The following is a 25608-nucleotide window of genomic DNA, read 5'->3' as shown; positions in this document are numbered from 1 at the left end:
TGAATAAAAAGAATTGTTTCTTAGAACGATAGGGTTTAAGTACAATGAAATGCCACAATTCAAACGATCAGGGAAGGGCTGATTCCATATGATGCATCTGTCAGGGACGGAAAAGCGATTGCTCCATTCGATAAAAGTACGAACAGCAAAGGCGAATAGGGATAATATATCAAGAACCAAGGCATATGAACAATTTTTTAGAGAACACCCTGAAATACAATGGTCTTTTCTGGCAGGGATGGTCTCCAGGAATGCAGGCTGGAATATGTGTGATCTGGAAGGGGTTTGGTTCTCACGGATGCTTGGCCGCAAGTACAGGCGGCATTTGTTCCTGACATATGAAGAAGCGAATTGGAGAATATTTCAAGACGCCTATCCGCAATTACTTCTCTATCATTATTCGACGAGATATCGTCGCCCTTTGTTTCACTTAGGTCGCTTTTTTTTCATCACTCAATTCATGACAAACGCATGGAATGCATTTTGGATAAGCGGAAATCGTGAAAACTTGGTCACGGCACTCATCATAAACGAACAAAATATCATTGAAAAACCGGTCATAAAAAAACAATCATTCGTTTTTCATTCTTTATTATTTTTCCTGCAGGACTGGATGCATTTTAGCACGGTGCTATTTCCCACCTGCACCGGAAAGCTGTATGGTTCATCCGTGTCTCATTTCAGAAATATCGATGAAAGGATCAAATTGGGGAAAAGGTTGGCCGGACTCCTGTTTTCCAAAGAGTTATTTTCGCAATTTCATGAGTTTTCCTGCAGGACTGAGCCGACCGGAGCAAGATATGATTATGAACGATATCGAAAAAAACCTAGGCGCCATGAAACGCCGATGCTGCGGAAGGTATATCCGGTGATTTCCCATCAAATTGAGAAGACAGAGCAGTGGGATATGTATAGAAGGGTGAAAAAAGATTGGTTGATTGAGCCGGAGTGGGAAGAAAATCCGCAATTGAGCGAATGGTATGACCATAAGCAGAAGCAACTTCACACAGCCGTAATGGTGAAGGAGTGGCTAGGCTTTCATTAGAAAGTGAACAGGGAAGGCATCGTTATCAAGCCTTCCCTGTTCGTGGTGCTACTCATCATATGTTACGTAGAGGGGTGGTTTTTCCCGCTTAGTTTCGGATTGCCGGTCCCGGCTTTTTTTGACGGCGGCTTTTGTCGTTTTTCGTACTCTTGCTCTTTGCTGTCATTCGACTGCATGAAATCACCTCCTATCTGTATTTTTGTTTAAAAGTCCAATCTTCATTCTGCCATTGTTGTCGAAGGGCATAATAAATTAAGTGAATTACACTTTCTTTGCCGATTCGCTTCTAGTTTTGTCAGGCATGAAGGGCTTTAAGATAAAAACAAGAATAGTACAGGTAAAGAATGGGAGGGATCAGCATGGTCAATAAAAGTGTAGCAACAGAGGAAATATTGAGGATGATAGCTGAGATCAGTACCAGCCTGGATCGCTTGGAACTTTCATATGGTGAAACGGTAAATACAGTACGGTGCAAATTATGGGCAGAACAATATATATTAGTGAATGACGCCCAGGAGGCCATAGAGAAAGCCGAGGATTATTGGGTGAATACGGCGGAGGACCGCTCCTTTTCTTTCGTTACGGAGAAATCGGTGAATAAACATAATTATTTGGCTGAAGTGCAGGTATGAGTTACAGAATTTCATTTTTTCAGGATCTGGATTATACTTAGGGGAAAATGTACGGAGGAATCCATTGTGGAAAAAGAAAAACTGCAACGATTAACAGATCAATTAATAAAATATACGGAAAATGCGAATGATACCTATGAGGAAGTACGAGAGGCTGGAAAAGAAAAAGATTTTTTTTCGGAAGTTAAGCCATTTGCAGATCAGGTAAGGGAAGCATGCATGGAATGGGAAACTGGAATGAAGGAATGGATGAAGGAAATCGAATTCAGGCACCTGTTCCCCGAGCAAATTGAACAAACGGCCCATAATCTTTCCGATGTAGCCGTCCAGGCATTTTTCCCCAAGACCAGCTATAAGCGCTTCAAAAGCCATGTCCAATCCATCGAATTTATTTTGCATAATGTAAAAGCGGAAATCGCACGGATCTTATCATAAAAAACACCTACACTATATTGCCTCTTTTTTCATATATTATCAGAACCATGTAATGAAAAAAGAGGAGGGCTCATTGAACATGATGAGATCCGGTTTTAACCAAGTCCCCCCCAATCAAGGACAGTACCCCCATTCGCTTCCGGAATATGGGGGTGGATACCAACAGCCCATGCAGTATCCCGTGCAGCATGAACAGAATCATGAAGCCTTCGTTCCTCCATATCCCCAAAATTCGGAGGGATATATGATGCCATATCATGATCCTTATCAACAAGGGGCCTATCATCCGTATCAACAATTGCAGCAGCCGGCAATGCCTGCAAGTGCGCAGCATCCGGGCAACAGTGTCATGCAGCCAATGTCCCCGATGCCGCAAATGCAGCCGACACCGCAAATGCAGCAGCCGACACCGCAAATGCAGCAGCCGACACCGCAAATGCAATACATCCCACAAATGCAATCCAATCAGTTCAATCAGTATCCGCAGCAGCAAACGTTCAGCCCGTTTGCTAACCCGCTATTGCCAGCCAAAAGGCCGCCGCAAGGACAGCAGCAGGCCCATAATCCTTATCCGAAGCAGCAATTCATGCAAAAGCCCCAGCCATCAGGCATCAAATCGGTGATGAACCAATTCAAAACCCAAGACGGCTCCATGGATATAACGAAGATGATGAATACAGCTGGACAAATGATGAATACGGTTTCCCAAGTTTCTTCAATGGTAAAAGGAGTAGGGGGCTTCTTTAAAGTTTAGATGACAAGTAAAGAAAAGGCAGACTTACAAGTGATCCAGCCACTTTCCTAAGTCTGCCTTTAAATTTGCCTAATTGATTTCAATTCGATTTCCTTTAATTTTGGGCAGGTGCAGTGTGAGGATGCCATCACGATGTCGTGCGGTAACCTGTGCATCATCAATCGGTTTTTGAAAGGTAATGGTGCGGGACATGTTTCCTGTGGAGCCTTCCTTTTGAAACAATCCGTGTGTGCCAGGATTTTTATGCTGTTTGTCTGGCTGCCTCGCCGATATGGTGACAGCCTGTGTGAGGACATCAATCGATATATGGCTGCGTGCAATGCCTGGCAGGGTAGCTGTCAGGATATATTCCGAATTCGATTCTTGAATATCAACGGGAAAGCCCCGTTCTTTTGTGGAACCGAAGAATTCATCCAAAGATTGCAGCATGCCTTTGGGAGGTCTTTCGGAAAACAGCCGATCCATTTTATTGATGAAATGAGTGAATGGTTCGATTCGCGTCCTGTTATTATTTTTTTCAGAAGAGGTCATCACGGTGCTCCTTCCTAAAAATTCCTTTGCCTATAGGCTATGTAGGGGCTGAAGTTTTGTGAATGCAAGGATGGGTTTTAGATGGGTAGCTATGGGGAATAACGTTAGGGAATGAATATAATTGGAAATGAGGGATCAATATGGCAGAAAGTAGCAAGCTTTCATACATAGATACGGGGAAGGGAACGAAAACGTTGCTATTTATCCATGGCTTTTGCGGAAGCCGTGAATATTGGAATGATATCGTCTCAAAATTAAAAGATGATTTTCGTATAGTGGCTGTCGATTTACGGGGACATGGTGAAAGTGAGCCGATTGCAGCATCTTTTTCCATAGATGATATGGCGAATGATATCGCATTGGTCTTGGAAAATCTGGAAATCGATCAGGTTTATATGTTTGGACATTCCCTCGGCGGCTATATCACCTTAGCGTTTGCAGAAAGGTTTCCTGGGAAATTGTCTGGGTTTTCATTGGTTCACTCCACAGCTTTGCCAGATGATGCAGCTGGGAAGGAAGGTCGATTAAAATCCATCGAAACCATCGAAGCGAAAGGGGTGCCTGCTTTCATTGATGGTCTTGTGCCGAAGCTGTTCGCCCATTCCGAGGACCCGCGCATTGAACAAACAAAGGAAATCGGATATAAAACCAGTGAAAGCGGAGCGATCGGCTCACTCCATGCGATGAGGAACAGGGTGGACAGGAACCACGTGCTTAAAGAAACGAAGCTGCCTGTCCTTTTGGTTGCAGGCGAGCAGGATAAAGTCATAACTCCAGAAAAAACTTTTTCAGTTAAAGGCAGTCATATTCAGGAAATGACCCTTGAAGGAAGCGGACATATGGGGATGCTTGAAACTCCAAGGAGATTGGCTGAAGAAATCAGGCGGTTTGTGGAATCGAATTAATGTACAATGGACTGAGCAGGAAACGGGATGTTGCCGTTTCCTGCTTTTTTTTTTTGAAAAGGAAATAGTTTCCCTTTTGCATAGAACGTTCATTCGGTAGAATAGGAATATGAGGTGGATATATGAAACTGCGAAAAAATTTACAAGAGATCATCACTGATTTAAAAACAAATGAGGGTTTTAATGAAAATATCGTACATTGGCAAGTGATTGAAGCAAAAGAGGCAAAGCAGGTTCCTTTCCCTGAACGGTTGGACGAGAAAATCAAACAAGCACTGAACAAAAGAGGGATCAATGGGCTGTATACCCACCAGGCAACTGCTTTTGAAAATGCCGTGAACGGCAATAGCCTTGTGGCGGTCACGCCAACGGCATCCGGTAAAACCCTATGCTATAATTTGCCGGTCCTTCAAAAAATACTGGAAGATGAAAAAGCGAGGGCGCTTTATATTTTTCCTACAAAAGCGCTTAGTTACGATCAAAAAAGCGAATTGAACGAAATGATCCACGAAATGGACGCCCACATAAATAGCTATACGTACGATGGGGATACGCCCTCTAATATTAGGCAAAAAATCCGTCAGGCTGGGCATATCGTTATCACCAATCCCGATATGCTTCATTCCGGAATCCTGCCGCACCATACGAAATGGGTCTCCCTTTTTGAAAACCTGAAGTACGTGATCATCGATGAACTTCATATTTACCGGGGTGTTTTCGGGAGTCATACGGCAAATGTCATTCGAAGGCTAAAGAGGATCTGCAGGTTTTATGGAAGCGATCCTGTATTCGTGTGTACGTCCGCAACCATCAATAATCCAAAAGAGTTGGCTGTGGAGCTGACGGAAACACCGATGGTCCTTGTCGATAATAATGGGGCTCCGAGCGGAAAAAAACACTTTGTCTTTTATAATCCGCCAATCGTTAATAAACCGTTGAATATTAGAAGAAGTGCGGTTTTGGAGGTCAGGAGGCTTGCGAATGAGTTTTTGAAGAATAAAATTCAGACGATCGTCTTTGCCCGGAGCAGGGTTCGTGTGGAAATCCTGCTGACGTATTTGCAGGAACTTGTATCGAAGCAGCTTGGGCCGAAAGCAATCAGGGGCTACCGTGGCGGCTACCTTCCCACTCAGCGCAGGGAAATTGAACAAGGCTTGAGGGACGGCTCCATATATGGTGTGATATCAACAAATGCCCTGGAGCTGGGAGTGGATATAGGTCAGCTTCAAGTTTGCATCATGACCGGTTATCCTGGTTCGATATCGAGTGCCTGGCAACAGGCCGGCCGCGCAGGCAGAAGGCATGGTGAAGCGCTGATCATCATGGTCGGAAGCTCCAGTGCCCTTGATCAGTATATCGTACAGCATCCCGATTATTTCTTTAACAGAAATCCGGAAACGGCAAGAATCAATCCGGATAACCTTTTGATCTTGGTGGATCATGTCAAGTGTGCGGCATATGAGCTTCCGTTTAAAAAAGGCGACACGTTCGGAAAGGCAGAAATCATGGAGGTGTTGGAATTTCTTGCCGAAGAAAGGGTATTGCATCAAAATGGAGACAAATGGCATTGGATGAACGATGCATTTCCTGCAAGCAATATCAGCCTTCGTTCCGCTGCCCAGGAAAATGTCGTAATCATTGATCAAACCAATGCCCCGGGCAATAAGGTCATTGGAGAAATGGATACATTCAGTGCAATGACCCTCCTTCACGACGAAGCGATCTATTTGCACCAAGGCACGCAGTTTCAGGTCGAAAAACTGGATTGGGAAGAAAAGAAAGCATTTGTACGAGAAGTCAACGTGGATTATTATACGGATGCTAACCTAGCTGTGCAGCTGTCTGTATTGGAAGTGGATAAACAGCGAACTTTCGCTTCGACCTCTGCGGCCTTTGGTGATGTGGCCATCCGGGCGATGCCGACGATCTTCAAAAAGATCAAATTCGAGACGCATGAAAATATTGGCTCAGGCCCGATCACCCTCCCTGAAATGGAATTACATACCAATTCAGCGATGCTTTCAATGGAGCCGGACATATTTGAATGGGACGAAAACCGGATCGAGCAAGGAATGATAGGTGCCTCCCATGCACTTAATTGCATGATTCCGCTTTATGTTATGTGCGATCCCCATGACATCCATGTGTATCCCCAGGTTAAGGCGGCACACAATGAAAAACCGACGATTTTTATCTATGATAGTTATCCAGGAGGGATTGGCTTGAGTGATAAAGTCTATGAAAATTCTGAGCTCATTCTTAAGGAAACGATATCAATGATTGAAAATTGCTCTTGTGATAGCGGCTGTCCTTCCTGTATTGGAACGGAATCTGCAACAAAAACCGCTAAAAGTGATGCCAAAAGGTTATTGGGACAATTTTGTAAGGAAAAACAATCATAGAGTGATGTGATTGGTGAAAGAAGGTGTTGTTCATGTCTTTAAAAAGTAAATTGAACCGGATGAAAAAGCATATGAATATAGAGCCGGTTAAGCATGCTCCCCCTATTGCTGAAAATGCCGAGGCCGTCAAGGACATTCCTTATCTTGAAAAATGGTTGGAGAACGATACCGCTTCCTATCATTTCGATGGGGACTATTGCTTCATTAGGGAGGTCCGCTATCCTTTGGATCATAAACATGGAATATATGCCTTTTCCGAACTGAATAAGATCGTGAGGGAATGGAACCAAGCGCCGCTTTCGCATCCGCTTTCCACCAAGGGAAGAAAAAGTGAAGAGCTCTTCTTCTTCGATACCGAAACGACCGGACTCGGCGGCGGTGCCGGCAATACGATTTTTCTACTCGGTTATGCCTACATTGAAGGGGAAGAGGTAGTCGTGAAGCAACATATCCTGCGGGAGCCAGGCAGCGAAATACCGCTTTATCAAAGCTTCCTTGAGAGCATTAATTATGAAACGCTCGTTACTTATAATGGGAAGTCATTTGACTGGCCTCAGTTAAAAACGAGGCATACCTTGATAAAGGAACATGTTCCGAAACTCCCGGAATTCGGGCATTTCGATTTATACCATGCTTCCAGAAGGCTATGGAAAAATAAATTGGAACGCGTGAAGCTATCTGCAGTGGAAACGGATATTCTAGGTGTGCATCGGCTGGATGATATTCCTGGATACTTGGCCCCGATGATTTATTTTGATTTTGTCGAGAGGAAAGACCCCGAGATCTTATTCGGAATCATGAAGCACAATGAAATGGATGTGCTATCATTGATCACTTTGTATATCCATTTGTCCCGGAAAATTCTCCAAATGGATGGATATACGGAAGAGTCCATGGAAATTGCACGCTGGCTCGATTATCTAGGAAAGAAACAAGAATCGGCGGACGCCTATGAAAAAATCTTGGTCGCAGGAAATGAAGAAGAACGGATTATGGCTGGCCACGCCCTAGCCTTTCAGAAAAAGAAGCAGAAACAATACAATGAAGCGCTGGACATTTGGAAAGAGGTTGCCTTGAAGGGCAATGTCCAATTAAGGGTAGCGGCAAGAATAGAATGTGCAAAACTTTTCGAGCATCAATTCAAGGATATACCTGCCGCACTTGAATGCGCTGTAGCTGCACAACAAGAGATGATGGCGAAAGGGCAGGGCCTCGCTGCCGAAAAAAAACAAATCGAGCTGGAAAAAAGGATCCGCCGCCTGGAACAGAAAGAAAAATCCAAGGATCTTGCCGATGGTGCAAGAAAATCCGCAGTGCCAATTAATGAGTAAAAAAAAGAATACAAATATTGTAGCCTTCAACTATTATGTGTAAAATGGGAAGAGCTGAGGGTGGAAGTGCCGAGACATTGATTTCACTCCCTGCATCATTTAAATTTGAAAGCGGAGCGGAGAAATGCATAAAACGACTTTATTCCTATTTTTTGTTGTCCTTTGTTTAACGATTGTTTTGTTTACATCACTAAAAGGCAGTTTCTATTCCTTTTTATAAGAAGAAAAAGCATCACCTTAATGGAAATGATTAAGGGTTAACCATAGTTTAAGATGTGTACGTGGTGTTTGTCACAAAGAGTTTTTTGCCTATTCCCCATAAATAGGTCATTTCATCAGTACACGTCTCCCCTTTTTTTCATAGTCTGTAATGGTAAGACTAAACTTATCAGACGAAAGGGGACGTATTTTAGATGAATTTTCGTAATTGTGGAGGAAATAACTCCAATGTAATGGGCGCATATAACAACAATAACGCCAATGTAATGGGCGCATACAACAACAATAACGCCAATGTAATGGGTGTATCGAACAACAACAACGTCATGGGCGTATCGAACAACAACAACGTTATGGGCGTATCGAACAATAACAACGTCATGGGCGTTTCAAACAATAATAACTCCAACGTAATGGGTGCTTATTCTCAACCGATGCAATATGGCCCAACACAAACACTTCCATCTCAAATGGCTCCGGCCCAAGTCAACCCAACCAAGCAATATGTCAATACGAATGTATCGAACACAGTGATTCCTGTCGTTCATCCATCACATACTACTACGGTCAACAAACATGTGAACACGTATAAGCATTACTTCCCGCATACACAATCCGTGGTGAATGAGTGCTATAACCAGAACTTGATTTGTGGAAAGCCGCACAATCCGTGTTGTCCACCTAGGCATTACGGATACTGATTAATAAGGGCTATTAAGCCCTTATTTTCATACATAATCACTAAAAAGGGAGATTGGCCAAGCAATGAAGGTTTTATATTTAACTGGCTACAAGGCGTTTGAATTCGGAATATTCAAAAATGACCACGAGGCCGTGAAATATATTAAGAAAGCGATTGAACAGCGTCTTTTACCGTTGGTGGAAGATGGACTGGAATGGGTAATCATATCCGGACAGTTAGGAACCGAGCTTTGGGGAGCTGAAGTGGTATTTGACATGCGGAAGCATTATGATCAGCTTAAATTAGGCGTTCTCACTCCCTTCCTGAAACAGGAGGAATCATGGAACGAGACCAATCAAGAGTATTATCGGTCGATATTGGCCCGTGCCGATTTTGTGGAATCGATTTTCAATAAACCATATGAAGGGCCCCAACAATTGAAAATCAAAAATAAATATATGATCCATAAAAGTGATGCGATGCTCATCATTTTTGAAGCCGAAAAAGATGGTTCAGCCAAATACCCATACTATGAGGCGCTGAAAAAAGCGGAAAATCAACCATACCCCATCTATCAGGTGAACTTTGATGACCTGCAAATGGCGGCGGAAGAGGGCAACTGGTCCGGAGAATGACGGTGTGAAAATAATTATGGATTAAAAGTTGTTTCTGAAAGCCATTCATATTATGATGAAATTTAGATAGAGATTCATGGGAGTACATAGCGCGCACGCAAACAGTATGCATTTGTTAGTGTGTTTCGTTGACAAACCCAGTCAGATTTGAAAAAATAATAAAAAGTCGATTGTATTGGCGAAAGTATTGAGGTGAGTCTTATGCTATCCGATAAGATAAAATTAACGGCTAAAGATATTCTTGAGAAGGATTTTAAAACAGCCATGCGCGGTTATAAACCTGAAGATGTCGATCAATTCCTGGATCTGATCATTAAAGATTATGAAGTGTTCCATCAGGAAATCGAGGATCTTAAACAAGAAAATCTCAAATTGAAAAAACATGCCGAAGAAAGTACAAAACGTCCGAACCAGCCTGCTCCCAGTGCAACTCCGGGAACCACTAACTTTGACATCCTGAAACGGTTATCCAATCTGGAAAAACACGTTTTTGGAAACAAGCTATTTGATTAATTCCTTCTACAAAAAGGAAAATGATTTTGGTGTTGTGTTTTGATAAGTAATGGAGTATAATCAATGATGTTATGTTAACGTTTGGGTAATTGCTGCTGCATTCTTTGCAGTAGAGGAAAGTCCATGCTCGCACGGACTGCGATGTCCGTAGTGTTCGTGCCTGGCGAAAAAATAAGCTTGGGCAGCAGTCTTGGACTGTTGACGGCTGGGAAAATGCCTAAGTCCTCTTGGATATGGCATGACTACCTATAAAAGTGCCACAGTGACGGAGCCTTTACAGAAATGTAAAGGGTGGAACGAGGTAAACCCCACGAGCGAGAAACCCAAATTAATGGTAGGGGCGCTTTCTTCCTTGGAATTGAACGAGGAGAAGGACAGGAGCCATGCTTCTGTAGATAGATGATTACCGCCGAAGTACGAGACGCGAGTCGCTTGCAGTACTGAGGAACAAAACATGGCTTACAGAACGTTATCATATTATATCAAAAGCACAACTCTCCTTTTAAAAGGAGAGTTTTTGTTTGTGATGCACCCCTTTAATAAATTATTTATCGATATCCAAAACTCCTCTGTGTTAAACTAAGTACTTGACGGAAATCACGAATCACGAAGTTCTACCATCATCCATGTAGAAGCAGAAAGACGATGGATTGGTTTCATCCTCTGCCTGTATGCTTAAAAAAAATCTGAGATAGTTACGCTATTCCATGATTCTGGGTATCCTCTATATATAAGGATCCGTCAATCGAGTATAAGGATGGGTGTGAATAGCAGCTGCATGAGTATCGGAATTTCACCAAAAAACGATTGCGGTCATGGCCAGTCGATACATAGAATGTGTGTAAGCTTCAAGCGTTGGATGACTGCATATGGGTAAGCTTTTTAAAAAAGGGCAATCTCCGACGAACGCTAAGCGGATTAAAAGGAACGGGAATTTTTGATTAAAATCGACGTCCTGTCACATCCTGCCAAAAGAAGGCAGAGCAGGGCGGTCATGATTTGGATTAATGGGAAGAAGGTGCAATACTAATGAAACAATTCGATATTATCGCGACGTCAGCAATGGGATTGGAATCCATTGTTGCCAAGGAAGTTAGGGATTTAGGTTACGATTGTCAGGTCGAAAATGGAAAGATCATGTACAAAGGTGATCAATCTGCGATTGCCCGCTCCAATTTATGGCTTCGGAGTGCAGATAGAGTCAAAATTAAAGTCGGAGAATTCAAAGCATATTCTTTTGATGAATTGTTTGAAAAAACGAAGGCCTTGAATTGGGAAGATTATTTGTCGGCCGATGTCGAGTTCCCTGTTAGCGGTAAATCCGTTAAATCACAGCTTTACAGCGTGCCTGATTGCCAGGCTATCGTCAAAAAGGCCATCGTTGACAGATTGAAAAGCAAATATAAGCAAGTATCCTGGTTTGCCGAGACTGGCCCTTTGTTTAAAATAGAAGTATCCATCTTGAAGGATGTAGTGACGCTTACGATGGACACCTCAGGTGCAGGCTTGCACAAACGTGGCTATCGGACCGGGCAGGGGGAAGCGCCCCTTAAAGAAACCTTGGCAGCAGCCTTGATCATGCTGACCAATTGGAAACCGGAAAAACCTTTCATCGATCCATTCTGCGGATCCGGGACGATTCCGATCGAGGCAGCCTTGATCGGGCAGAATATAGCTCCTGGCTTCAATCGCGAATTTGTTGCGGAAACGTGGTCGTGGATGGACGGTAAGGTCTGGGATGAAGCGAGGAATGAAGCGGAGGACTTGGCCGATTATGATCAGCATTTGGATATAACCGGCTGTGATATTGACCATCGAATGGTTGATATAGCCAAGGCCAATAGTTTTGAAGCTGGCCTGGGGGATTTGGTTGAATTCAAGCAAATGCAAGTGAGGGATATATCAACGAGGAAAGAGTATGGTGTCATTGTCGGTAACCCTCCGTATGGTGAACGGCTTGGGGAGAAAAAAGCGGTCGAACAAATGTATCGGGAAATGGGACAGGCGTTCAAGAAGCTTGATACCTGGTCCGTATACATGATCACCTCCAACCCTGACTTCGAACAGCATTACGGTAAGCCAGCAACTAAAAAAAGGAAGTTGTTCAACGGCTTCATTCGTGCCGATCTTTATCAATATTGGGGAAAACGCCCGCCGAGACAGCCTCGAGTCGAGGAATAGGTCCAATATAATGGAACATTTTGAATAGTCAGGACGTTTTATTCATAATAGGTTCCAGTCTTGCTTATCATTTCCTTTTCTGTTATTCTAATAATGAATTATTTTTGTTCAGATTTAAGGAGTACCTTAATGTGCAATGAGCAAGGATAGTAATATAATGTGTGGAAAACACACTAGGAGGCAACAAAAATGGAACAAGGTAAAGTAAAATGGTTTAACGCAGAAAAAGGTTTTGGCTTCATCGAACGTGAAGGTGGAGACGATGTATTCGTACATTTCTCAGCTATCCAAGGCGAAGGTTTCAAAACACTTGAAGAAGGCCAAGATGTTACATTTGATGTAGAACAAGGTCAACGTGGACCACAAGCATCAAACGTAAACAAAGCTTAATTCAACCCTATATTATTTACAGACAGGCTCTTTTTAGAGCCTGTCTTTTATTTTCCTTGGACCAATTATGAACAGCATGCGCTGAACATTTCATTCCTGGTATATGGCAAATACCTTGACTATTAAAGTGTAATGAAGGATAATATACTTTTGCTTAAGATTATTACGGTGCGGATTTGACTTACTTTATGATAGATAAAAGGGGAGACCAGGATGCTTAAAACACTGCCTTTTTCGGTAACAAAGGAAGATTCTTTTTACGATAAGCTTTCAGAATGGATCGGTGATGTTTTTTACGATATTCTTCCCGAAAAAGGATTTGAGCTGCGTGATGAACAAATCTTCATGGCATTTCAGTTGGAAAAAGCCTTTAAAGAAAAGAATGTAAGTTTTGCTGAAGCTGGTGTAGGGACCGGTAAGACCTTGGTCTATTTACTATATGCGATTTGTTATGCAAGATATACGAACAAGCCGGCAATCATTTCGTGTGCAGATGAAACATTGATTGAACAGCTTGTGAAAGAAGAAGGCGACATTGAAAAAATCAAGAATGCGTTAGGTATTGAAGTGGATGTCCGTCTTGCCAAATACCACGATCAATATGTTTGTCTTAAGAAATTGGAGCATGCGGTCAACCATGAAGATTCTGAAGGCATCGATCAGCTTTATGATGAACTTCCGAAGTTTGTCCATGATAACTCATCCATGAATGCCTATACAGCATACGGGGACCGTAAACAATATCCCTATTTGAATGATGAAGATTGGTCCAAAGTCGGCTGGGATCAGCTTCAAAACTGTTTTACTTGTGATAAACGCCATCGCTGCGGACAAACCCTATCACGGGATCATTATCGAAAATCAAGTGATTTGATCATTTGTTCCCATGACTTTTTCATGGAGCATGTATGGACTAAAGAGAAACGGAAGCGCGAAGGGCAATTACCTTTACTTCCAGAGCATAGCTGCGTCGTCTTTGATGAAGGCCATCTATTGGAATTTGCTGCTCAAAAGGCGTTAACGTACAAAGTCGGCGAACAAACACTCGCTTCTGTTTTGGAATTGCTTACAGGCAATCAGGTTCGTGAAGAAACGCTATACATCATTGAAGACTTAATTGACATCAATGAAGAGTTTTTTGATTTGCTCGATGAAAAAGCGATTCATGTCAGCGGTTCGAATCGCTATGAAATCCCGATGTCCAAACAAATAACGAGCTTCGCCCAAAAGCTTCATAAAAAGGTTGAAGAGTTGGAGGAGAGCCTCGTTTTTGAAGCGGAAATGTACACGATCAATGATTATGACCTAAAGGTTACGGAAGAATATTTAGAACAGCTGGGCTACTCGCTTTCACTATTCGTGAAGGATGAGCAGGCCGTTTCCTGGTTTGAAGAAAATGAAATGACGAAAACATTGGTCATTATGCCAAGGCTGGTACAGGACATCCTGGCTGAACAAGTATTTTCTAAAAAGATCCCGTACATTTTCTCATCGGCGACATTATCGGATAATAAATCTTTCCAATACATTGCTGATAGCTTAGGGATAGAAAAGTATGACAGCTTCTCTGTGGAATCTCCATTCGACTATGATGAAGTTATGAAAATGAACATGCCTGTCTTTGAAAATGGAGACCAAATGGCAAAGCTTCAGTATACATTGAAAACGATTGAGGAAAATGAAGGACGGACGCTGGTGTTATTTCATTCAAAAGAAGAATTGCATTGGTTCAAGGATCATTGTCCTGAATCCGCTTATCCTTTTTATTTTGAAGGGGAAGCGGAAATCAGTGATCTTGTTAAGAAGTTTCAAGAAGATGAGCAATCATCCCTGTTCTCCTATCATTTATGGGAAGGTCTGGATGTTCCGGGGCCATCACTGCAAAATGTCGTGATACACTCCTTGCCATTCCCGCCGCGTGATCCAGTGTTTGAAGCCAAACGGAATTCGGTTGCCGATGCATTCGAGGAAGTGGATCTTCCATACATGCTCCTTCGCCTGCGTCAAGGGATAGGTCGCTTGATCAGGACGAGCGATGACTCTGGAACCGTTCAGATTTTGACGGAAAAGAATCTTTCGGAACAGGTGAAAGATAAGATCGTCTCCGTTCTTCCTGTTACATTGTAAACGCACTTCAGTCTAGAGCCTAAGGGGGCTTGCTCCCTTGGCTCTTTTTTTTTGCCGATAGTTCTGAGGTGAATGATTTTAGTATAATATGGTAAAGTGTAGGTGGAAGGAGCAGTGAAAATGAATAAAAAGGGTATCAAACTGATAGAAAAGGAATTTAAAGAGTATATCAAGAAAATTGCCGCCTATAAGGAGGCACTGGCGCTGATTTTTTGGGATTTGCGCACAGGTGCACCGAAAAAAGGAGTAGAGCAGCGATCAGAAGTTGTTGGGGTTTTATCCTCAGAGGTTTTTAATATGAGCACAAGTAACGAGATGGAGTCGTTCATTACAGAACTTGCAATGGGGGAAGCGAGCCTGAGCCCTACGACCAATAAAATGGTACAAGAATGTAAAAAAGAGTTCGTAAGAAACAAGAAGATCCCTGCAGATGAATTCAAGGAATTCGTAATTCTGCAATCCCGCTCTGAAAGTGCTTGGGAAGAGGCAAGGGAAAAAGCGGATTTTTCGTTATTTCAACCTTACCTAGAGCAAATTGTTGCGTATACGCGTAAGTTCGTAGAGTATTGGGGCTATGAGGGACAGAAATACAACACCCTATTGGATATGTATGAACCAGGGATGACCGTAGACATACTTGACAAGGTATTCAGTGAACTCCGTGCGAGTATCGTGCCTCTTGTAAAGCAAATCGCTGCAAGTGAACATCAACCGGAAACGGCATTCCTTTATAAAAAGTTCCCAAAGGATAAACAGCATCAATTGAACCTTGCCGTTTTAGAACAGCTGGGGTATGATTTCAAGGCTGGCAGGCTGGATGAAACCGTCCATCCTTTTGCGACTGGAATTAATCGGGGGGATGTCCGGGTGACGACCCGCTACGATGAGAATGATTTCAGGGGTGCCATCTTTGGTACGATCCATGAATGCGGACATGCCATTTATGAGCAGAATATCGCGGAGGAGTTAACCGGAACGCTGCTTGATGAAGGGACATCAATGGGGATCCATGAATCGCAATCACTGTTTTTCGAGAATTTCATTGGGCGGAACTATAGCTTCTGGAAGAATAAATATTCCCTTCTAAAAGAATTTGCTCCCGGGCAATTCGATGATGTGACGCTGGATGACTTCTACCGTGGCATTAACGAATCAAAGCCATCTTTGATCCGCATTGAGGCAGATGAACTTACATATCCTTTACACATCATGATCCGGTATGAGCTGGAAAAAGCCCTATTCAACGGAGAACTTGAAGTGAAGGACTTGCCTAAGGTCTGGAATGAAAAATATAAGGAATATTTGGGAATCGTGCCTGAGAATGATGCCATGGGTGTATTGCAAGATGTACATTGGTCAGACGGCAGCTTCGGCTACTTCCCATCTTATGCATTGGGATATATGTATGCAGCCCAAATCAAGCAGTCCATGCTAAAAGACTTGCCTGAATTTGATGCTTTGTTGGAATCCGGCAACATGGAACCAATCAGGAAATGGCTGAATGATCATGTCCATAAATACGGCAAAACAAAAAAACCTCTAGAGATTTTGGAAGAAACGACAGGGGAAGGATTGAATGTCCAGTATTTAATTCAGTATCTTGAAAGTAAATACAAAAAAGTTTATAAAATTCAATAGAATAAAGGGGGACCTTGGTGAAAACGCCAGGGTCTTCCTGTTTTTTGGAGAATTAGGGAAAATAACTGGCTATCAAATTTCATAATATTCCAAATAAACGAATGATCATTATACATTTTAATTGAAAGTTCGGTTTTTATCAAAAATGCCTTTTCAAATTAAAGAAGCGTTGTTATAATTCATATATTAATAAAATTATAAAGTTTCACTCGTATAATCGCAGGGATATGGCCTGCAAGTTTCTACCGAATTGCCGTAAATAATTCGACTATGGGTGAGTAATAGGTTCTGTCGCATACATAATGGGAGGCTTTTGCCGATTCATTATACATAAATGCCCAGGAATATTGCTTCACTCCAACAAAGTGCCGCAATGTTTCCTGGGCTTTTTCATTTTGTCCGGAAACAAGGCACGGTTTATGGGTCAAAAAACATCCAAGACTGGGAGGAACCTTCATGCAACTTTTAAAGGAAAAAATCTTGTCCGAGGGTCAAGCTTTATCTGAAGACATATTAAAAGTGGATTCATTCTTAAATCATCAAATGGATCCTTTGCTGATGAAAGAAATCGGTAAAGAATTCGCCAAGCGTTTTGAACAAAAGGAAATAACGAAAGTGCTGACCATCGAATCTTCAGGCATTGGACCTGGATTGATGGCAGCCTTGGAATTGGAAGTCCCGCTAATCTTTGCACGCAAACGTAAATCGCTTACGTTGACAAAGGATTTAGTGACTGCTTCCGTCCATTCCTTCACAAAGCAAGAAACCAATACAATCACGGTTTCCAATAAATATATTGAAGCGGGCGATAAGGTATTGATCATCGATGACTTCCTTGCGGTCGGTCAAGCAGCTAGAGGCTTGGTGGATATTTGCCATCAGGTTGGTGCAGAAGTGGCAGGAATCGGCATCGTTATCGAAAAAGCTTTCCAAAGCGGCGGGAAGGACCTTAGGGAACAAGGCTTTCAGGTGGAGTCACTTGCAGAAATCGCGGAATTGAAACTCGGTGAGATAACGTTCGTTGAAGAAAAGGAAGGGGCTCCGATCCATGTCTAATCAATCACCATTAAAAGTTGCTTCCTTAGGATTACAGCATGTTCTTGCCATGTATGCAGGTGCGATCGTCATCCCATTGATTGTCGGTGGGGCGCTGGGATTGACCGCAGCGCAGTTAACCTATTTAGTATCGATTGATATTTTAATGTGTGGAATAGCAACCTTATTGCAAGTATGGAAAAATAAATTCTTTGGAATTGGGCTTCCTGTGGTACTAGGTTGCACGTTCACAGCAGTTAGCCCGATGATAGCAATTGGTACGCAATATGGAATCAACTCCATTTACGGCTCCATTTTGGTATCGGGATTGATTGTCGTGTTAATCAGTAAATTCTTCGGGAAGTTGGCAAGGTTCTTCCCGCCCATTGTCACTGGATCGGTCGTTTTGATCATTGGCATTACGCTCATTCCTGTCGCGATCAACAATCTCGGCGGAGGTCAGGGGGCTGAAGATTTCGGTGACTTGACGAATGTGGCCCTTGGATTTGGCACTTTATTATTCATCATATTCATGTATAAATTCTCAACGGGATTCGTACGCTCCATTTCCATTTTATTAGGGCTGTTGGTGGGAACCTTGGTTGCATTTTTCCTTGGAAAAGTGGATTTTAGCTCAGTGGTCAATGCCACTTGGCTGCATATGCCACATTTCTTCTACTTCGGCCTTCCGACATTTAACATCACACCGATCATTACCATGACTTTGGTGGCGATCGTCAGCTTGGTGGAGTCGACTGGCGTATATTATGCACTTGGTGAAATTACGGAAAAAGAGATTTCAGAAGACGATCTAGCTCGTGGATACCGTGCCGAGGGGCTAGCCATCATGATTGGCGGTTTGTTCAATGCCTTTCCATATACCGCTTTTTCACAAAATGTCGGATTGATTCAACTGTCAGGCATCAAAACAAGGAATGTCATTTATACAACGGCAGGTATTCTTATTTTCATAGGTTTTGTTCCGAAAATTGGTGCATTCACGACCATTATCCCCTCATCCGTACTTGGCGGCGCGATGGTGGCGATGTTCGGTATGGTGGTAGCTGCCGGGATCAAGATGTTAAGCAAAGTGGACTTTGCCTCCCAAGAAAATTTATTGATCATTGCTTGTTCAGTCGGCATGGGCCTTGGGGTGACGGTCGTTCCTGAGCTATTTGCCCAAATCCCGCAAAGTTTTCAAATCTTGACGGAAAACGGTATTGTTGCCGGTAGTTTGACAGCGATTTTCTTGAATATCATCTTCAACATCATTCCGACGAAGGGAAAAGTAAAGCAAGCGGGTCTGCAAGGCCAGAAGGCAGCCTAAGTTTTAGTAGATTCAGCCGTTTCTTGTCCCGAATTCTCAAATCCGAGAATTCGGGGCAATTTTTTTGTCTGAAAAATGCAGCACCATTAAAGATGCATGATGGTTTTATCAGATAAAAGGAAACTATCTTCCGTTATTGAATATATTGATAGTATATGTTCAGGAAAGTAGTGATAGAGATGGAGAAAAAATATTGCATTCATTGTCGGACCATTTTAAGCCAGGAGTTCAGGTGCAGTGTTTGTGGCAAAGAGGAGTTTCAAAGCATAATTATCCAGGTACAAAATCAATCTTCCGTAAAAGAGGAAGATTGAAAGCCCCCCCTTACTTCATGAGTAAGGGGGCTTTATTGGGTATGGCTATTTTTCGATTATGAGGATGAAATTAATCGTCCCTGCACCATCCAATGAGATGGGGAGATTAATGGCTTCATTAAAGCCATATAATTTCGTCTTGCCGACTATGACGGTGGGAGGTGTTATATCCATCGTTGTATCGGCTGCCAAGGAGGTTGCCATATTTCCTGCGAGCATATTGCCAAGCTCGGCTGCGAAAGATTCAAGCATTTCCCCTTCCAATGGCATGCCAAACATGCTTTCACCTATTTTACTCATGCATTCGTTTGTGCCTTCAATGATCAGTCTTCCGCGAATATCGCCTGTCATGCCGATGAGGACGCTGATGGATTCCTGCTCGAAAGGCTGCCTAAAGAGAGAGGGCTTTTGAATATCCAACGAGAAAGGAAGGACCGATTTGACAGCGAGAATGGTTCCATTCAGTACTTTTGTGATAACAGCGTTGCTTTCCATATAATTAAATCCTCCGATAGTATGGGTTTATTCTCTATCTTACCAAATAAATAGGTTTTTTTACCTATTTATTTTAATAAATTAAGAAAAAAATACAAGAGATCAACAAAAGCTGTAGTCATTTAGTTAGAAAGCATAAAAATTGTACTGGTGGGTATATTACCCATATCAAGAATAATAAGGGGTGGGCTCATGCCGTATTTACTTTCTGCTTCACATATAAAGCTGCCATATTTACTTTCACAGGATAAAATAATGGAATTTTCACGGGAGATCTTCGGACCTTCCTTTAAAAATATTGAACGGTTACTAAAAGCCTTTAAGAATGGACAAGTAGAGAATCGGTATTTTTCCAATGATCTTGATTGGTTTAAGGAAGAGCATACTTTTGCAGAACGGAATGATTTATATATCAAGCAGGCCATTGAGTTCGGTGTGGAGGCGATTCAAAAATGCTTGGCCAACACGGAATTCTTAAAAGAGGAGCTTCCGGCAAACGAACTGGATGCTTTCTTTTATATTTCGAGCACGGGGATGGCTACTCCGACGATCGATGCCCGGATCATGAATGAACTTCCATTTAATCCGCATGCGAAAAGGATTCCGATTTGGGGGCTAGGCTGTGCTGGGGGGGCGAGCGGCCTATCACGGGCTTTCGAATATTGCAAGGCTTACCCGAAGGCGAAGGTCATTGTCTTAAGCGTGGAATTATGCAGTTTAACATTCCAAAGAAACGATATTTCAAAAAGCAATCTCATTGGAACCTCCTTATTTTCTGATGGAGTAAGCTGTGTATTGGTGTGCGGCGATGAAGTATCTCCTGAACTATCAAGAAAAGAACGTCATTTGTCCTTCCTGGATTCCCAATCCACTCTCATGCCGGATTCCTTGGATGTAATGGGGTGGGATGTTAAGGATCAGGGACTATATGTCGTTTTCTCCAAGGATATTCCCACCATCATCAAGGATTGGCTAAAACCGAATGTACAAGCCTTCTTAGTGGAAAATGAACTGAAGCTCGACGATATTACGGATTTCATTGCTCATCCAGGCGGGAAAAAGGTCATTGATGCCTATCACGAAGCCTTGGGATTCGATGATAGCATGACCAAAGTGTCAATGAATGTATTGAGGGAGTTTGGCAATATGTCATCAGCCACCATTTTGTATGTTTTGGAGAGATTCATGCAGCGCGGCGGAAATAAAGAAGACTTAGGCTTGGCCGCTGCATTGGGGCCGGGATTTTCATCCGAACTGTTATTAATGAGGTGGACATGATGATTTTTGCCATTTTCATTGTCTTGATTGCGACTCAGCGCCTCGCGGAATTATATATTGCCAAACAGAATGAAAAGCAGCTGAAAGGGGCTGGAGCGGTCGAATACGGTGAGTCCCATTACAGATGGATGGTCCTGATGCACGTAAGCTTTTTTATCGTCCTCATTTTTGAAGTAATCGTGTTTGGAAGGGATGTCTCTGCCCTATGGCCTATATGGCTGACTCTTTTCCTGGTTGCTCAGTCAGGAAGGATTTGGGTGATCAGCTCATTAGGGAAGCATTGGAATACAAAAATCATCGTCGTTCCCAATGCCGAAGTAGTCATTAAAGGACCTTATAAATTTTTCAAACATCCAAACTACATTATCGTGGCTACGGAGATTATCGTTATTTCCTTGTTATTCAATGCATATTATACAGCGATCATCTTTACGGTTTTGAACATCTGGATGATGGCGGTTAGAATTCCTCTTGAAGAGAAAGCATTAAGGGAAAATACGGAATACTCGGCGGTTTTCAAAGGAAAATAAAAAACATTTCATTTTCTTATTGAAAATGATTATCGTTCGTGATAATATCTTAATTGAAGATGAAAATTATTCTCAATCAAATAACCAAATGAATTCTTTAAAAAATAAAAAGCAGTTCAATATAAAAGAGGATGGTGTATGTAATGGTCTGGGTATTCATTTTATTGACAATCGCTACATATGGTTTTGTGATGAAATATGTACTGAGTAATATTCAAAAACCGGCAAAGGCGAATAGACCTTATGATGAGTCAACAAAGGAAAACCGGGCATCATTCAACCCCACTCCTACAACCAGGTAAATAGCCTGGTTTTTTTTTGTTTCAAAAAAGGGTTCCGATCAATCAAACTGCGCCTATCCACCAATCGGTGGTTTTTTTTAACATGCCATGTAATGCATCATATAGTAAAACTAAAAGCTGACGGTATGAATAACAATCGAAATCGTTTACAATAAGAGTATTAAAATGACGATAGATTAAGGGGTATGGATTCATGATTCAAGAAACAGTTAAACAACAGTCGAAATTGGGAATTTTGACTGCCATGTATGAGAAATTTCAGTCGGCAGGTGATACAGGCAACGCGGATAAGCTGAAGCAGTTAATCATGAAAGTGAATAATGAGGAATTCATCATCGCTTTTTGCGGTCATTTTTCAGCCGGTAAATCAAGTATGATCAATTTCCTGCTGGATGATCAAGTATTGCCCTCTTCACCGATTCCAACGAGTGCCAATACGGTTAAAGTCCAAAAAGGAGAAGACTATGCCAAAGTCTTTTATCATAACCAGCCGCCCGTTTTATTTCCAGCACCATATGACTTTAAAGAAGTTAAGAAATTTGCGAAAGATGGAGATTCTGTATCGGCTATAACCATAAGTTCCAAGCATTTTTCCCTTCCGGATTCATGTGCCATCATGGATACGCCAGGAATCGATTCGACTGATGATGCCCATAGGGTTTCTACGGAATCAGCGCTGCATCTTGCTGATGTCGTTTTCTATGTCATGGACTATAATCACGTTCAATCAGAAGTGAATTTCCTTTTCACCAAAGAATTGCTGGAGGCTGAAAAACCGACCTATTTGATTATCAATATGATCGATAAGCATGATGAGCGTGAGCTTGGCTTTCAAGACTTCAAGCTTTCCGTTTCGGAAGCATTTGCAAATTGGAATGTATACCCTGATGGGATATTTTATACATCCGTTAGAGAACTGAACAATAAAGATAATGAAATCGAAGAGGTTCGCAAGTTTATATATGAAATGGCAGATAGGGGCCAAAATGATGGAAAGGATGCCATCATGCAATCGGCTAAAGCATTAGTCGACAGGCATCTTGCCTGGCTGAAGGAACAGTATGAAGAAGAACACGCGAATCAAATTGAAGTATTATCCGAACTTCCTTTTGAAGAGCGAAAGCACCTGGCACACCAAGTGGACAGCCTAATGAAGGAAAAAAACACATTGAATGGCCGTACAGAGGCTATCAAGGCCCAATATTCCGATGCCCTTGAAACGATTCTGAAGAGCGCATACATCATGCCCGCATCCACACGTGACCTTGGAAAATCCTTTTTGGAGTCGGCACAACCTGATTTTAAAATGGGTCTATTATTTGCCAAGAAAAAAACGGAGGCGGAGCGTGAGGAGCGTATCCGGGCATTTTTGGCCGACTTGCAAGAAAAAGTGAAGACCCAGCTTGAATGGCATCTTAAGGAGTTGGCGGTCAAAACGTTGACGAAGGCCGAAGTACATGATTCAGCGCTTGAAAGCAAAGCCCAGACACTGCAAATCGAGGTAACGGAAGCTTACATAAAAGGCTCCCTGAAACCTCAAGTCGATATAACCGGTGAATATGTCTTAAATTATACAAATGACTTGGCCTCTGCCATCAAAAAGAAGGCCCGTGATGTATCGGAAAGATTTTTGAACCAAATCGCTGCCGTCATGGAAGGAATCGTGGAAGAGCAGTCGCAATCCATCGATAAGGCGCTCGAAGGTTTTGCCGAATTCGCGGAAGCCTTAAAAGCGACGGCGGTTATCAACGCCGAAATCGCTGCCCAATCGGAAAGTTTGAAGGCAATTGCCAATCAAACGGCCACTTTGGCCACGGAGCACGATATCGACAATCTTCTAAGTCAGTGGAATGAAGAGGAAAAAAACATTACCGTCAAAATCATGAAAACTGCTGAAGCAAACCAACCAGAGCATGTCAAAGTGCCAGCTGTGGCAGAGCAAACAGGGCAGGATGCCGAACCTTCCACTGCGGTTCCCATTCAGGGGGCAACGGATCTAAGGGGAAAAGAAAAGTTAATGGAAACGGCCACAAGCCTACAGCAGGCCGCTCAATTGATTCAACCATTGAGAGGCTTCCAATCACTCTATAAAGAATTGACCGATAAGGCAGTTCGTTTGGAGAAGCAGACCTTTACCGTTGCCCTTTTCGGGGCCTTCAGTGCCGGTAAATCTTCCTTTGCCAATGCGTTAATGGGAGAAAGCGTCCTACCCGTTTCTCCGAACCCGACGACAGCTGCCATCAACAAAATCATGGCTTCCGACGCTGATCATCCTCATGGAACAGCAACGGTCAAATTAAAAACGGAAGCGATGCTGTTGGAAGATGTTAGCCTGGCTCTGGCTGCCTTTGATAAATCGGCAAAGACACTTGATGAAGCCCTTCAACTGGCAGGGCAAATCATCGCCGATGCAGGCGAAGTGGATAAAGGGAAAACACATTTATCATTCCTTCGCGCTTTTCACCAAGGGATGCCCGAGCATAAAGATGATTTAGGCAATGTGGTTACGGTGGATTTGGAAGGGTTCAAACGGTTTGCTGCCGAAGAGTCCAAGTCATGTCTCGTGGATTTGATCGAATTGAGGTATGACTGCGAAATGACAAAGCAAGGGATGGTGCTTGTCGACACTCCTGGAGCGGATTCGATAAATGCCCGACATACAGGAGCTGCTTTCGAATACATCAAGAATTCCGACGCCATTCTTTTCGTGACCTACTATAATCATCCATTTTCCCGGGCAGATAGGGAGTTCCTGATTCAACTTGGCCGTGTGAAAGATTCATTCGCCATGGATAAGATGTTCTTTATCGTCAATGCCGTCGATCTTGCACAAACGTCCGATGAATTGGACGAAGTGATGGATTATGTCAAGAATCAACTGAATGGATTCGGCATCCGTTTTCCAAAGCTGTTTCCACTTACGAGCAAAGGGGCATTATCGGAAAAGCAAACGCCAGGTTCATTTAAGCACTCGTTCCTGCCGAATAGCGGAATTTCCGAGTTCCAAAAGCAATTCGATTCTTTTATCGAAAATGATCTAACAGGACTTGCCATTGAATCGGCACAAGCAGCTGTAAAAAGGACGGAAGAGCTCCTTCGTGATGTGATTGCAGCTTCAAAGCAGGATGAAAAAACGAAAAGAAAAGCTTTGGAAACCCTTTCCAGTGAGGCTCACGCGATTTCTGACATTCTCTCTGTGATGAAAGGCGATGCAGAAAAGCAACGGTTGAAAAAAGAAATAGACGAATTGACTTTTTATAGTAAACAACGGGTCTTTTTCCGGTTTAATGATTTCTTCAAGGAGTCATTCAACCCATCTGTCCTGAAGGATGATGGCGGGGATTTGAAAAGGGTCCTGAAGCAATCACTAAGTAATTTACTGAATGCGTTAGGCTTTGACCTCGCCCAGGAAATGCGGGCAACGGCTTTAAGATCGGAAATGTTCGTCAATAAATTGTTGAACGAAAAACAAAACGGTTTGGTGCAGCAAATGCAGAAAGTAAGAAAAACCCTCTCGGTGCAGCCATATGAACCTAATGAGCGGGAATCGCCAGAATTCACGGGAGCTTTCGTCCAATTGGATACAGCGGAATTCAAGAAGGAATTGGCTTTATTTAAAAACCCTAAGTCTTTCTTTGAAAAAAATGAAAAAGTGAAAATGAGCGAGGGTCTTCAGAAGCGTTTGGATGAACCTGCCCTTACGTATGTAAAAGAGCAGGGGGAGCGGATTTTTGCCATGTATGATCAAGTGCTTGATCAAGAATTGCTTGCCATTCAAAACGAGTTCAAGAAGGAGGTAGCCGATATCTTTGCGGGGCTGCGTGCAGCTTTGGAGGAAAAGGTCGATTTACCATATTATGAAAATGCCGTAACGCAATTGGCAAAAATGCATTCGAAATAAATGTAG

The 25608-nt window shown here is 42.7% G+C and carries 22 protein-coding genes, 1 other RNA gene and 1 riboswitch; of the genes, 21 read left to right on the top strand and 2 right to left on the bottom strand.

From position 1 onward, the window contains the following. Positions 1–88 precede the first annotated feature (88 nt). The 4 genes from AS888_RS22135 (at position 89) to AS888_RS22120 (ending at position 2866) form a co-directional block, all read left to right on the top strand. Positions 89–1045 (top strand): DUF2515 family protein, encoded by a 957-nt coding sequence (locus AS888_RS22135; RefSeq protein ID WP_061144244.1) that lies wholly within the window; start codon positions 89–91, stop codon positions 1043–1045. A 359-nt stretch (positions 1046–1404) separates the two neighbouring features. Continuing rightward, a complete protein-coding gene (locus tag AS888_RS22130) occupies positions 1405–1677 on the top strand; it encodes a hypothetical protein (protein WP_061144243.1) in 273 nt (90 codons plus the stop codon). Between the two features lie 66 nt (positions 1678–1743). Further along, positions 1744–2112, top strand: a complete 369-nt coding sequence (locus tag AS888_RS22125; RefSeq protein WP_061144242.1) for a YppE family protein — start codon at positions 1744–1746, stop codon at positions 2110–2112. A 79-nt stretch (positions 2113–2191) separates the two neighbouring features. Next, on the top strand, positions 2192–2866 hold the full coding sequence (locus AS888_RS22120) for a YppG family protein (protein ID WP_061144241.1): 675 nt from the start codon (positions 2192–2194) through the stop codon (positions 2864–2866). A 69-nt stretch (positions 2867–2935) separates the two neighbouring features. On the opposite strand, the gene AS888_RS22115 is transcribed toward AS888_RS22120, so the two are convergent. Continuing rightward, the gene (locus tag AS888_RS22115) at positions 2936–3397 is read right to left on the bottom strand and encodes an Hsp20/alpha crystallin family protein (RefSeq protein WP_061144240.1); all 462 of its coding nucleotides are present in this window, start codon (positions 3395–3397) and stop codon (positions 2936–2938) included. Between the two features lie 140 nt (positions 3398–3537). Between AS888_RS22115 and AS888_RS22110 the strand changes: the two genes are divergently transcribed. The 13 genes from AS888_RS22110 (at position 3538) to AS888_RS22050 (ending at position 18782) form a co-directional block, all read left to right on the top strand. Continuing rightward, positions 3538–4302 (top strand): alpha/beta fold hydrolase, encoded by a 765-nt coding sequence (locus AS888_RS22110; protein WP_061144239.1) that lies wholly within the window; start codon positions 3538–3540, stop codon positions 4300–4302. 122 nt (positions 4303–4424) lie between these two features. Continuing rightward, positions 4425–6704: a DEAD/DEAH box helicase gene (locus AS888_RS22105; protein ID WP_061144238.1), complete on the top strand. Its 2280-nt coding sequence runs from the start codon at positions 4425–4427 to the stop codon at positions 6702–6704. A 32-nt stretch (positions 6705–6736) separates the two neighbouring features. After that, entirely contained in the window at positions 6737–8035 is a 1299-nt protein-coding gene (locus tag AS888_RS22100; RefSeq protein WP_061144237.1) for a ribonuclease H-like domain-containing protein, read from the top strand. A 413-nt stretch (positions 8036–8448) separates the two neighbouring features. Then, positions 8449–8955, top strand: a complete 507-nt coding sequence (locus tag AS888_RS26970; RefSeq protein WP_260320336.1) for a spore coat protein — start codon at positions 8449–8451, stop codon at positions 8953–8955. A gap of 64 nt (positions 8956–9019) precedes the next feature. Continuing rightward, positions 9020–9571 (top strand): SLOG family protein, encoded by a 552-nt coding sequence (locus tag AS888_RS22090; RefSeq protein ID WP_061144236.1) that lies wholly within the window; start codon positions 9020–9022, stop codon positions 9569–9571. Positions 9572–9772: 201 nt separating this feature from the next. Further along, on the top strand, positions 9773–10084 hold the full coding sequence (gpsB, locus tag AS888_RS22085) for a cell division regulator GpsB (RefSeq protein ID WP_057915139.1): 312 nt from the start codon (positions 9773–9775) through the stop codon (positions 10082–10084). Positions 10085–10161: 77 nt separating this feature from the next. Beyond that, positions 10162–10551: RNase P RNA component class B (gene rnpB / locus AS888_RS22080), an RNA gene on the top strand. 562 nt (positions 10552–11113) lie between these two features. Further along, entirely contained in the window at positions 11114–12265 is a 1152-nt protein-coding gene (locus AS888_RS22075) for a THUMP domain-containing class I SAM-dependent RNA methyltransferase (RefSeq protein WP_061144235.1), read from the top strand. A 189-nt stretch (positions 12266–12454) separates the two neighbouring features. Continuing rightward, complete coding sequence (locus tag AS888_RS22070) at positions 12455–12655, top strand: cold-shock protein (RefSeq protein ID WP_034307871.1); 201 nt, start codon at positions 12455–12457, stop codon at positions 12653–12655. 213 nt (positions 12656–12868) lie between these two features. Beyond that, positions 12869–14782, top strand: a complete 1914-nt coding sequence (locus AS888_RS22065; RefSeq protein WP_061144234.1) for an ATP-dependent DNA helicase — start codon at positions 12869–12871, stop codon at positions 14780–14782. A gap of 120 nt (positions 14783–14902) precedes the next feature. Next, complete coding sequence (locus tag AS888_RS22060) at positions 14903–16420, top strand: carboxypeptidase M32 (RefSeq protein ID WP_061144426.1); 1518 nt, start codon at positions 14903–14905, stop codon at positions 16418–16420. A gap of 189 nt (positions 16421–16609) precedes the next feature. Continuing rightward, positions 16610–16711: riboswitch (purine riboswitch) on the top strand. Positions 16712–16876: 165 nt separating this feature from the next. Then, complete coding sequence (locus AS888_RS22055) at positions 16877–17476, top strand: xanthine phosphoribosyltransferase (protein WP_061144233.1); 600 nt, start codon at positions 16877–16879, stop codon at positions 17474–17476. Continuing rightward, positions 17469–18782 carry a nucleobase:cation symporter-2 family protein gene (locus tag AS888_RS22050; RefSeq protein ID WP_061144232.1) on the top strand — a complete coding sequence of 438 codons (1314 nt, stop codon included), beginning with the start codon at positions 17469–17471 and terminating at the stop codon, positions 18780–18782. Before AS888_RS22055 ends, AS888_RS22050 begins: the two co-directional genes overlap by 8 nt. A gap of 359 nt (positions 18783–19141) precedes the next feature. Here AS888_RS22050 and AS888_RS22045 read toward each other — a convergent pair whose 3' ends face one another. Next, positions 19142–19591, bottom strand: a complete 450-nt coding sequence (locus tag AS888_RS22045) for a chemotaxis protein CheX (protein ID WP_061144231.1) — start codon at positions 19589–19591, stop codon at positions 19142–19144. Positions 19592–19783: 192 nt separating this feature from the next. Between AS888_RS22045 and AS888_RS22040 the strand changes: the two genes are divergently transcribed. From AS888_RS22040 to AS888_RS22030, 4 genes are all read left to right on the top strand, one after another. Next, a complete protein-coding gene (locus AS888_RS22040; RefSeq protein ID WP_061144230.1) occupies positions 19784–20869 on the top strand; it encodes a type III polyketide synthase in 1086 nt (361 codons plus the stop codon). Then, the gene (locus AS888_RS22035) at positions 20869–21399 is read left to right on the top strand and encodes an isoprenylcysteine carboxyl methyltransferase family protein (RefSeq protein WP_061144229.1); all 531 of its coding nucleotides are present in this window, start codon (positions 20869–20871) and stop codon (positions 21397–21399) included. Before AS888_RS22040 ends, AS888_RS22035 begins: the two co-directional genes overlap by 1 nt. A 25-nt stretch (positions 21400–21424) precedes the next feature. Continuing rightward, positions 21425–21610 carry a hypothetical protein gene (locus AS888_RS26545; RefSeq protein ID WP_155645582.1) on the top strand — a complete coding sequence of 62 codons (186 nt, stop codon included), beginning with the start codon at positions 21425–21427 and terminating at the stop codon, positions 21608–21610. Between the two features lie 284 nt (positions 21611–21894). Beyond that, entirely contained in the window at positions 21895–25602 is a 3708-nt protein-coding gene (locus AS888_RS22030; protein ID WP_061144228.1) for a dynamin family protein, read from the top strand. The last annotated feature ends 6 nt before the right edge of the window (positions 25603–25608 follow it).

Origin of the sequence: Peribacillus simplex (genome assembly GCF_001542915.1) — a bacterium.
GTDB classification, from domain to species: Bacteria; Bacillota; Bacilli; order Bacillales; family DSM-1321; genus Peribacillus; species Peribacillus simplex_B.
The sequence above is the reverse complement of the archived record's forward strand: the minus strand, read 5'-3'. Positions and strand labels throughout refer to the sequence as shown.

What these genes read in the sequence shown, in the direction of transcription:
- AS888_RS22135 (WP_061144244.1), top strand. Translation starts at nt 89, where the DNA reads ATGATGCATCTGTCAGGGACGGAAAAGCGATTGCTCCATTCGATAAAA.
- AS888_RS22130 (WP_061144243.1), top strand. Translation starts at nt 1,405, where the DNA reads ATGGTCAATAAAAGTGTAGCAACAGAGGAAATATTGAGGATGATAGCT.
- AS888_RS22120 (WP_061144241.1), top strand. Translation starts at nt 2,192, where the DNA reads ATGATGAGATCCGGTTTTAACCAAGTCCCCCCCAATCAAGGACAGTAC.
- AS888_RS22115 (WP_061144240.1), bottom strand. Translation starts at nt 3,397, where the DNA reads ATGACCTCTTCTGAAAAAAATAATAACAGGACGCGAATCGAACCATTC.
- AS888_RS22110 (WP_061144239.1), top strand. Translation starts at nt 3,538, where the DNA reads ATGGCAGAAAGTAGCAAGCTTTCATACATAGATACGGGGAAGGGAACG.
- AS888_RS22105 (WP_061144238.1), top strand. Translation starts at nt 4,425, where the DNA reads ATGAAACTGCGAAAAAATTTACAAGAGATCATCACTGATTTAAAAACA.
- AS888_RS22100 (WP_061144237.1), top strand. Translation starts at nt 6,737, where the DNA reads ATGTCTTTAAAAAGTAAATTGAACCGGATGAAAAAGCATATGAATATA.
- AS888_RS26970 (WP_260320336.1), top strand. Translation starts at nt 8,449, where the DNA reads ATGAATTTTCGTAATTGTGGAGGAAATAACTCCAATGTAATGGGCGCA.
- AS888_RS22090 (WP_061144236.1), top strand. Translation starts at nt 9,020, where the DNA reads ATGAAGGTTTTATATTTAACTGGCTACAAGGCGTTTGAATTCGGAATA.
- gpsB (WP_057915139.1), top strand. Translation starts at nt 9,773, where the DNA reads ATGCTATCCGATAAGATAAAATTAACGGCTAAAGATATTCTTGAGAAG.
- AS888_RS22075 (WP_061144235.1), top strand. Translation starts at nt 11,114, where the DNA reads ATGAAACAATTCGATATTATCGCGACGTCAGCAATGGGATTGGAATCC.
- AS888_RS22070 (WP_034307871.1), top strand. Translation starts at nt 12,455, where the DNA reads ATGGAACAAGGTAAAGTAAAATGGTTTAACGCAGAAAAAGGTTTTGGC.
- AS888_RS22065 (WP_061144234.1), top strand. Translation starts at nt 12,869, where the DNA reads ATGCTTAAAACACTGCCTTTTTCGGTAACAAAGGAAGATTCTTTTTAC.
- AS888_RS22060 (WP_061144426.1), top strand. Translation starts at nt 14,903, where the DNA reads ATGAATAAAAAGGGTATCAAACTGATAGAAAAGGAATTTAAAGAGTAT.
- AS888_RS22055 (WP_061144233.1), top strand. Translation starts at nt 16,877, where the DNA reads ATGCAACTTTTAAAGGAAAAAATCTTGTCCGAGGGTCAAGCTTTATCT.
- AS888_RS22050 (WP_061144232.1), top strand. Translation starts at nt 17,469, where the DNA reads ATGTCTAATCAATCACCATTAAAAGTTGCTTCCTTAGGATTACAGCAT.
- AS888_RS22045 (WP_061144231.1), bottom strand. Translation starts at nt 19,591, where the DNA reads ATGGAAAGCAACGCTGTTATCACAAAAGTACTGAATGGAACCATTCTC.
- AS888_RS22040 (WP_061144230.1), top strand. Translation starts at nt 19,784, where the DNA reads ATGCCGTATTTACTTTCTGCTTCACATATAAAGCTGCCATATTTACTT.
- AS888_RS22035 (WP_061144229.1), top strand. Translation starts at nt 20,869, where the DNA reads ATGATTTTTGCCATTTTCATTGTCTTGATTGCGACTCAGCGCCTCGCG.
- AS888_RS26545 (WP_155645582.1), top strand. Translation starts at nt 21,425, where the DNA reads ATGATTATCGTTCGTGATAATATCTTAATTGAAGATGAAAATTATTCT.
- AS888_RS22030 (WP_061144228.1), top strand. Translation starts at nt 21,895, where the DNA reads ATGATTCAAGAAACAGTTAAACAACAGTCGAAATTGGGAATTTTGACT.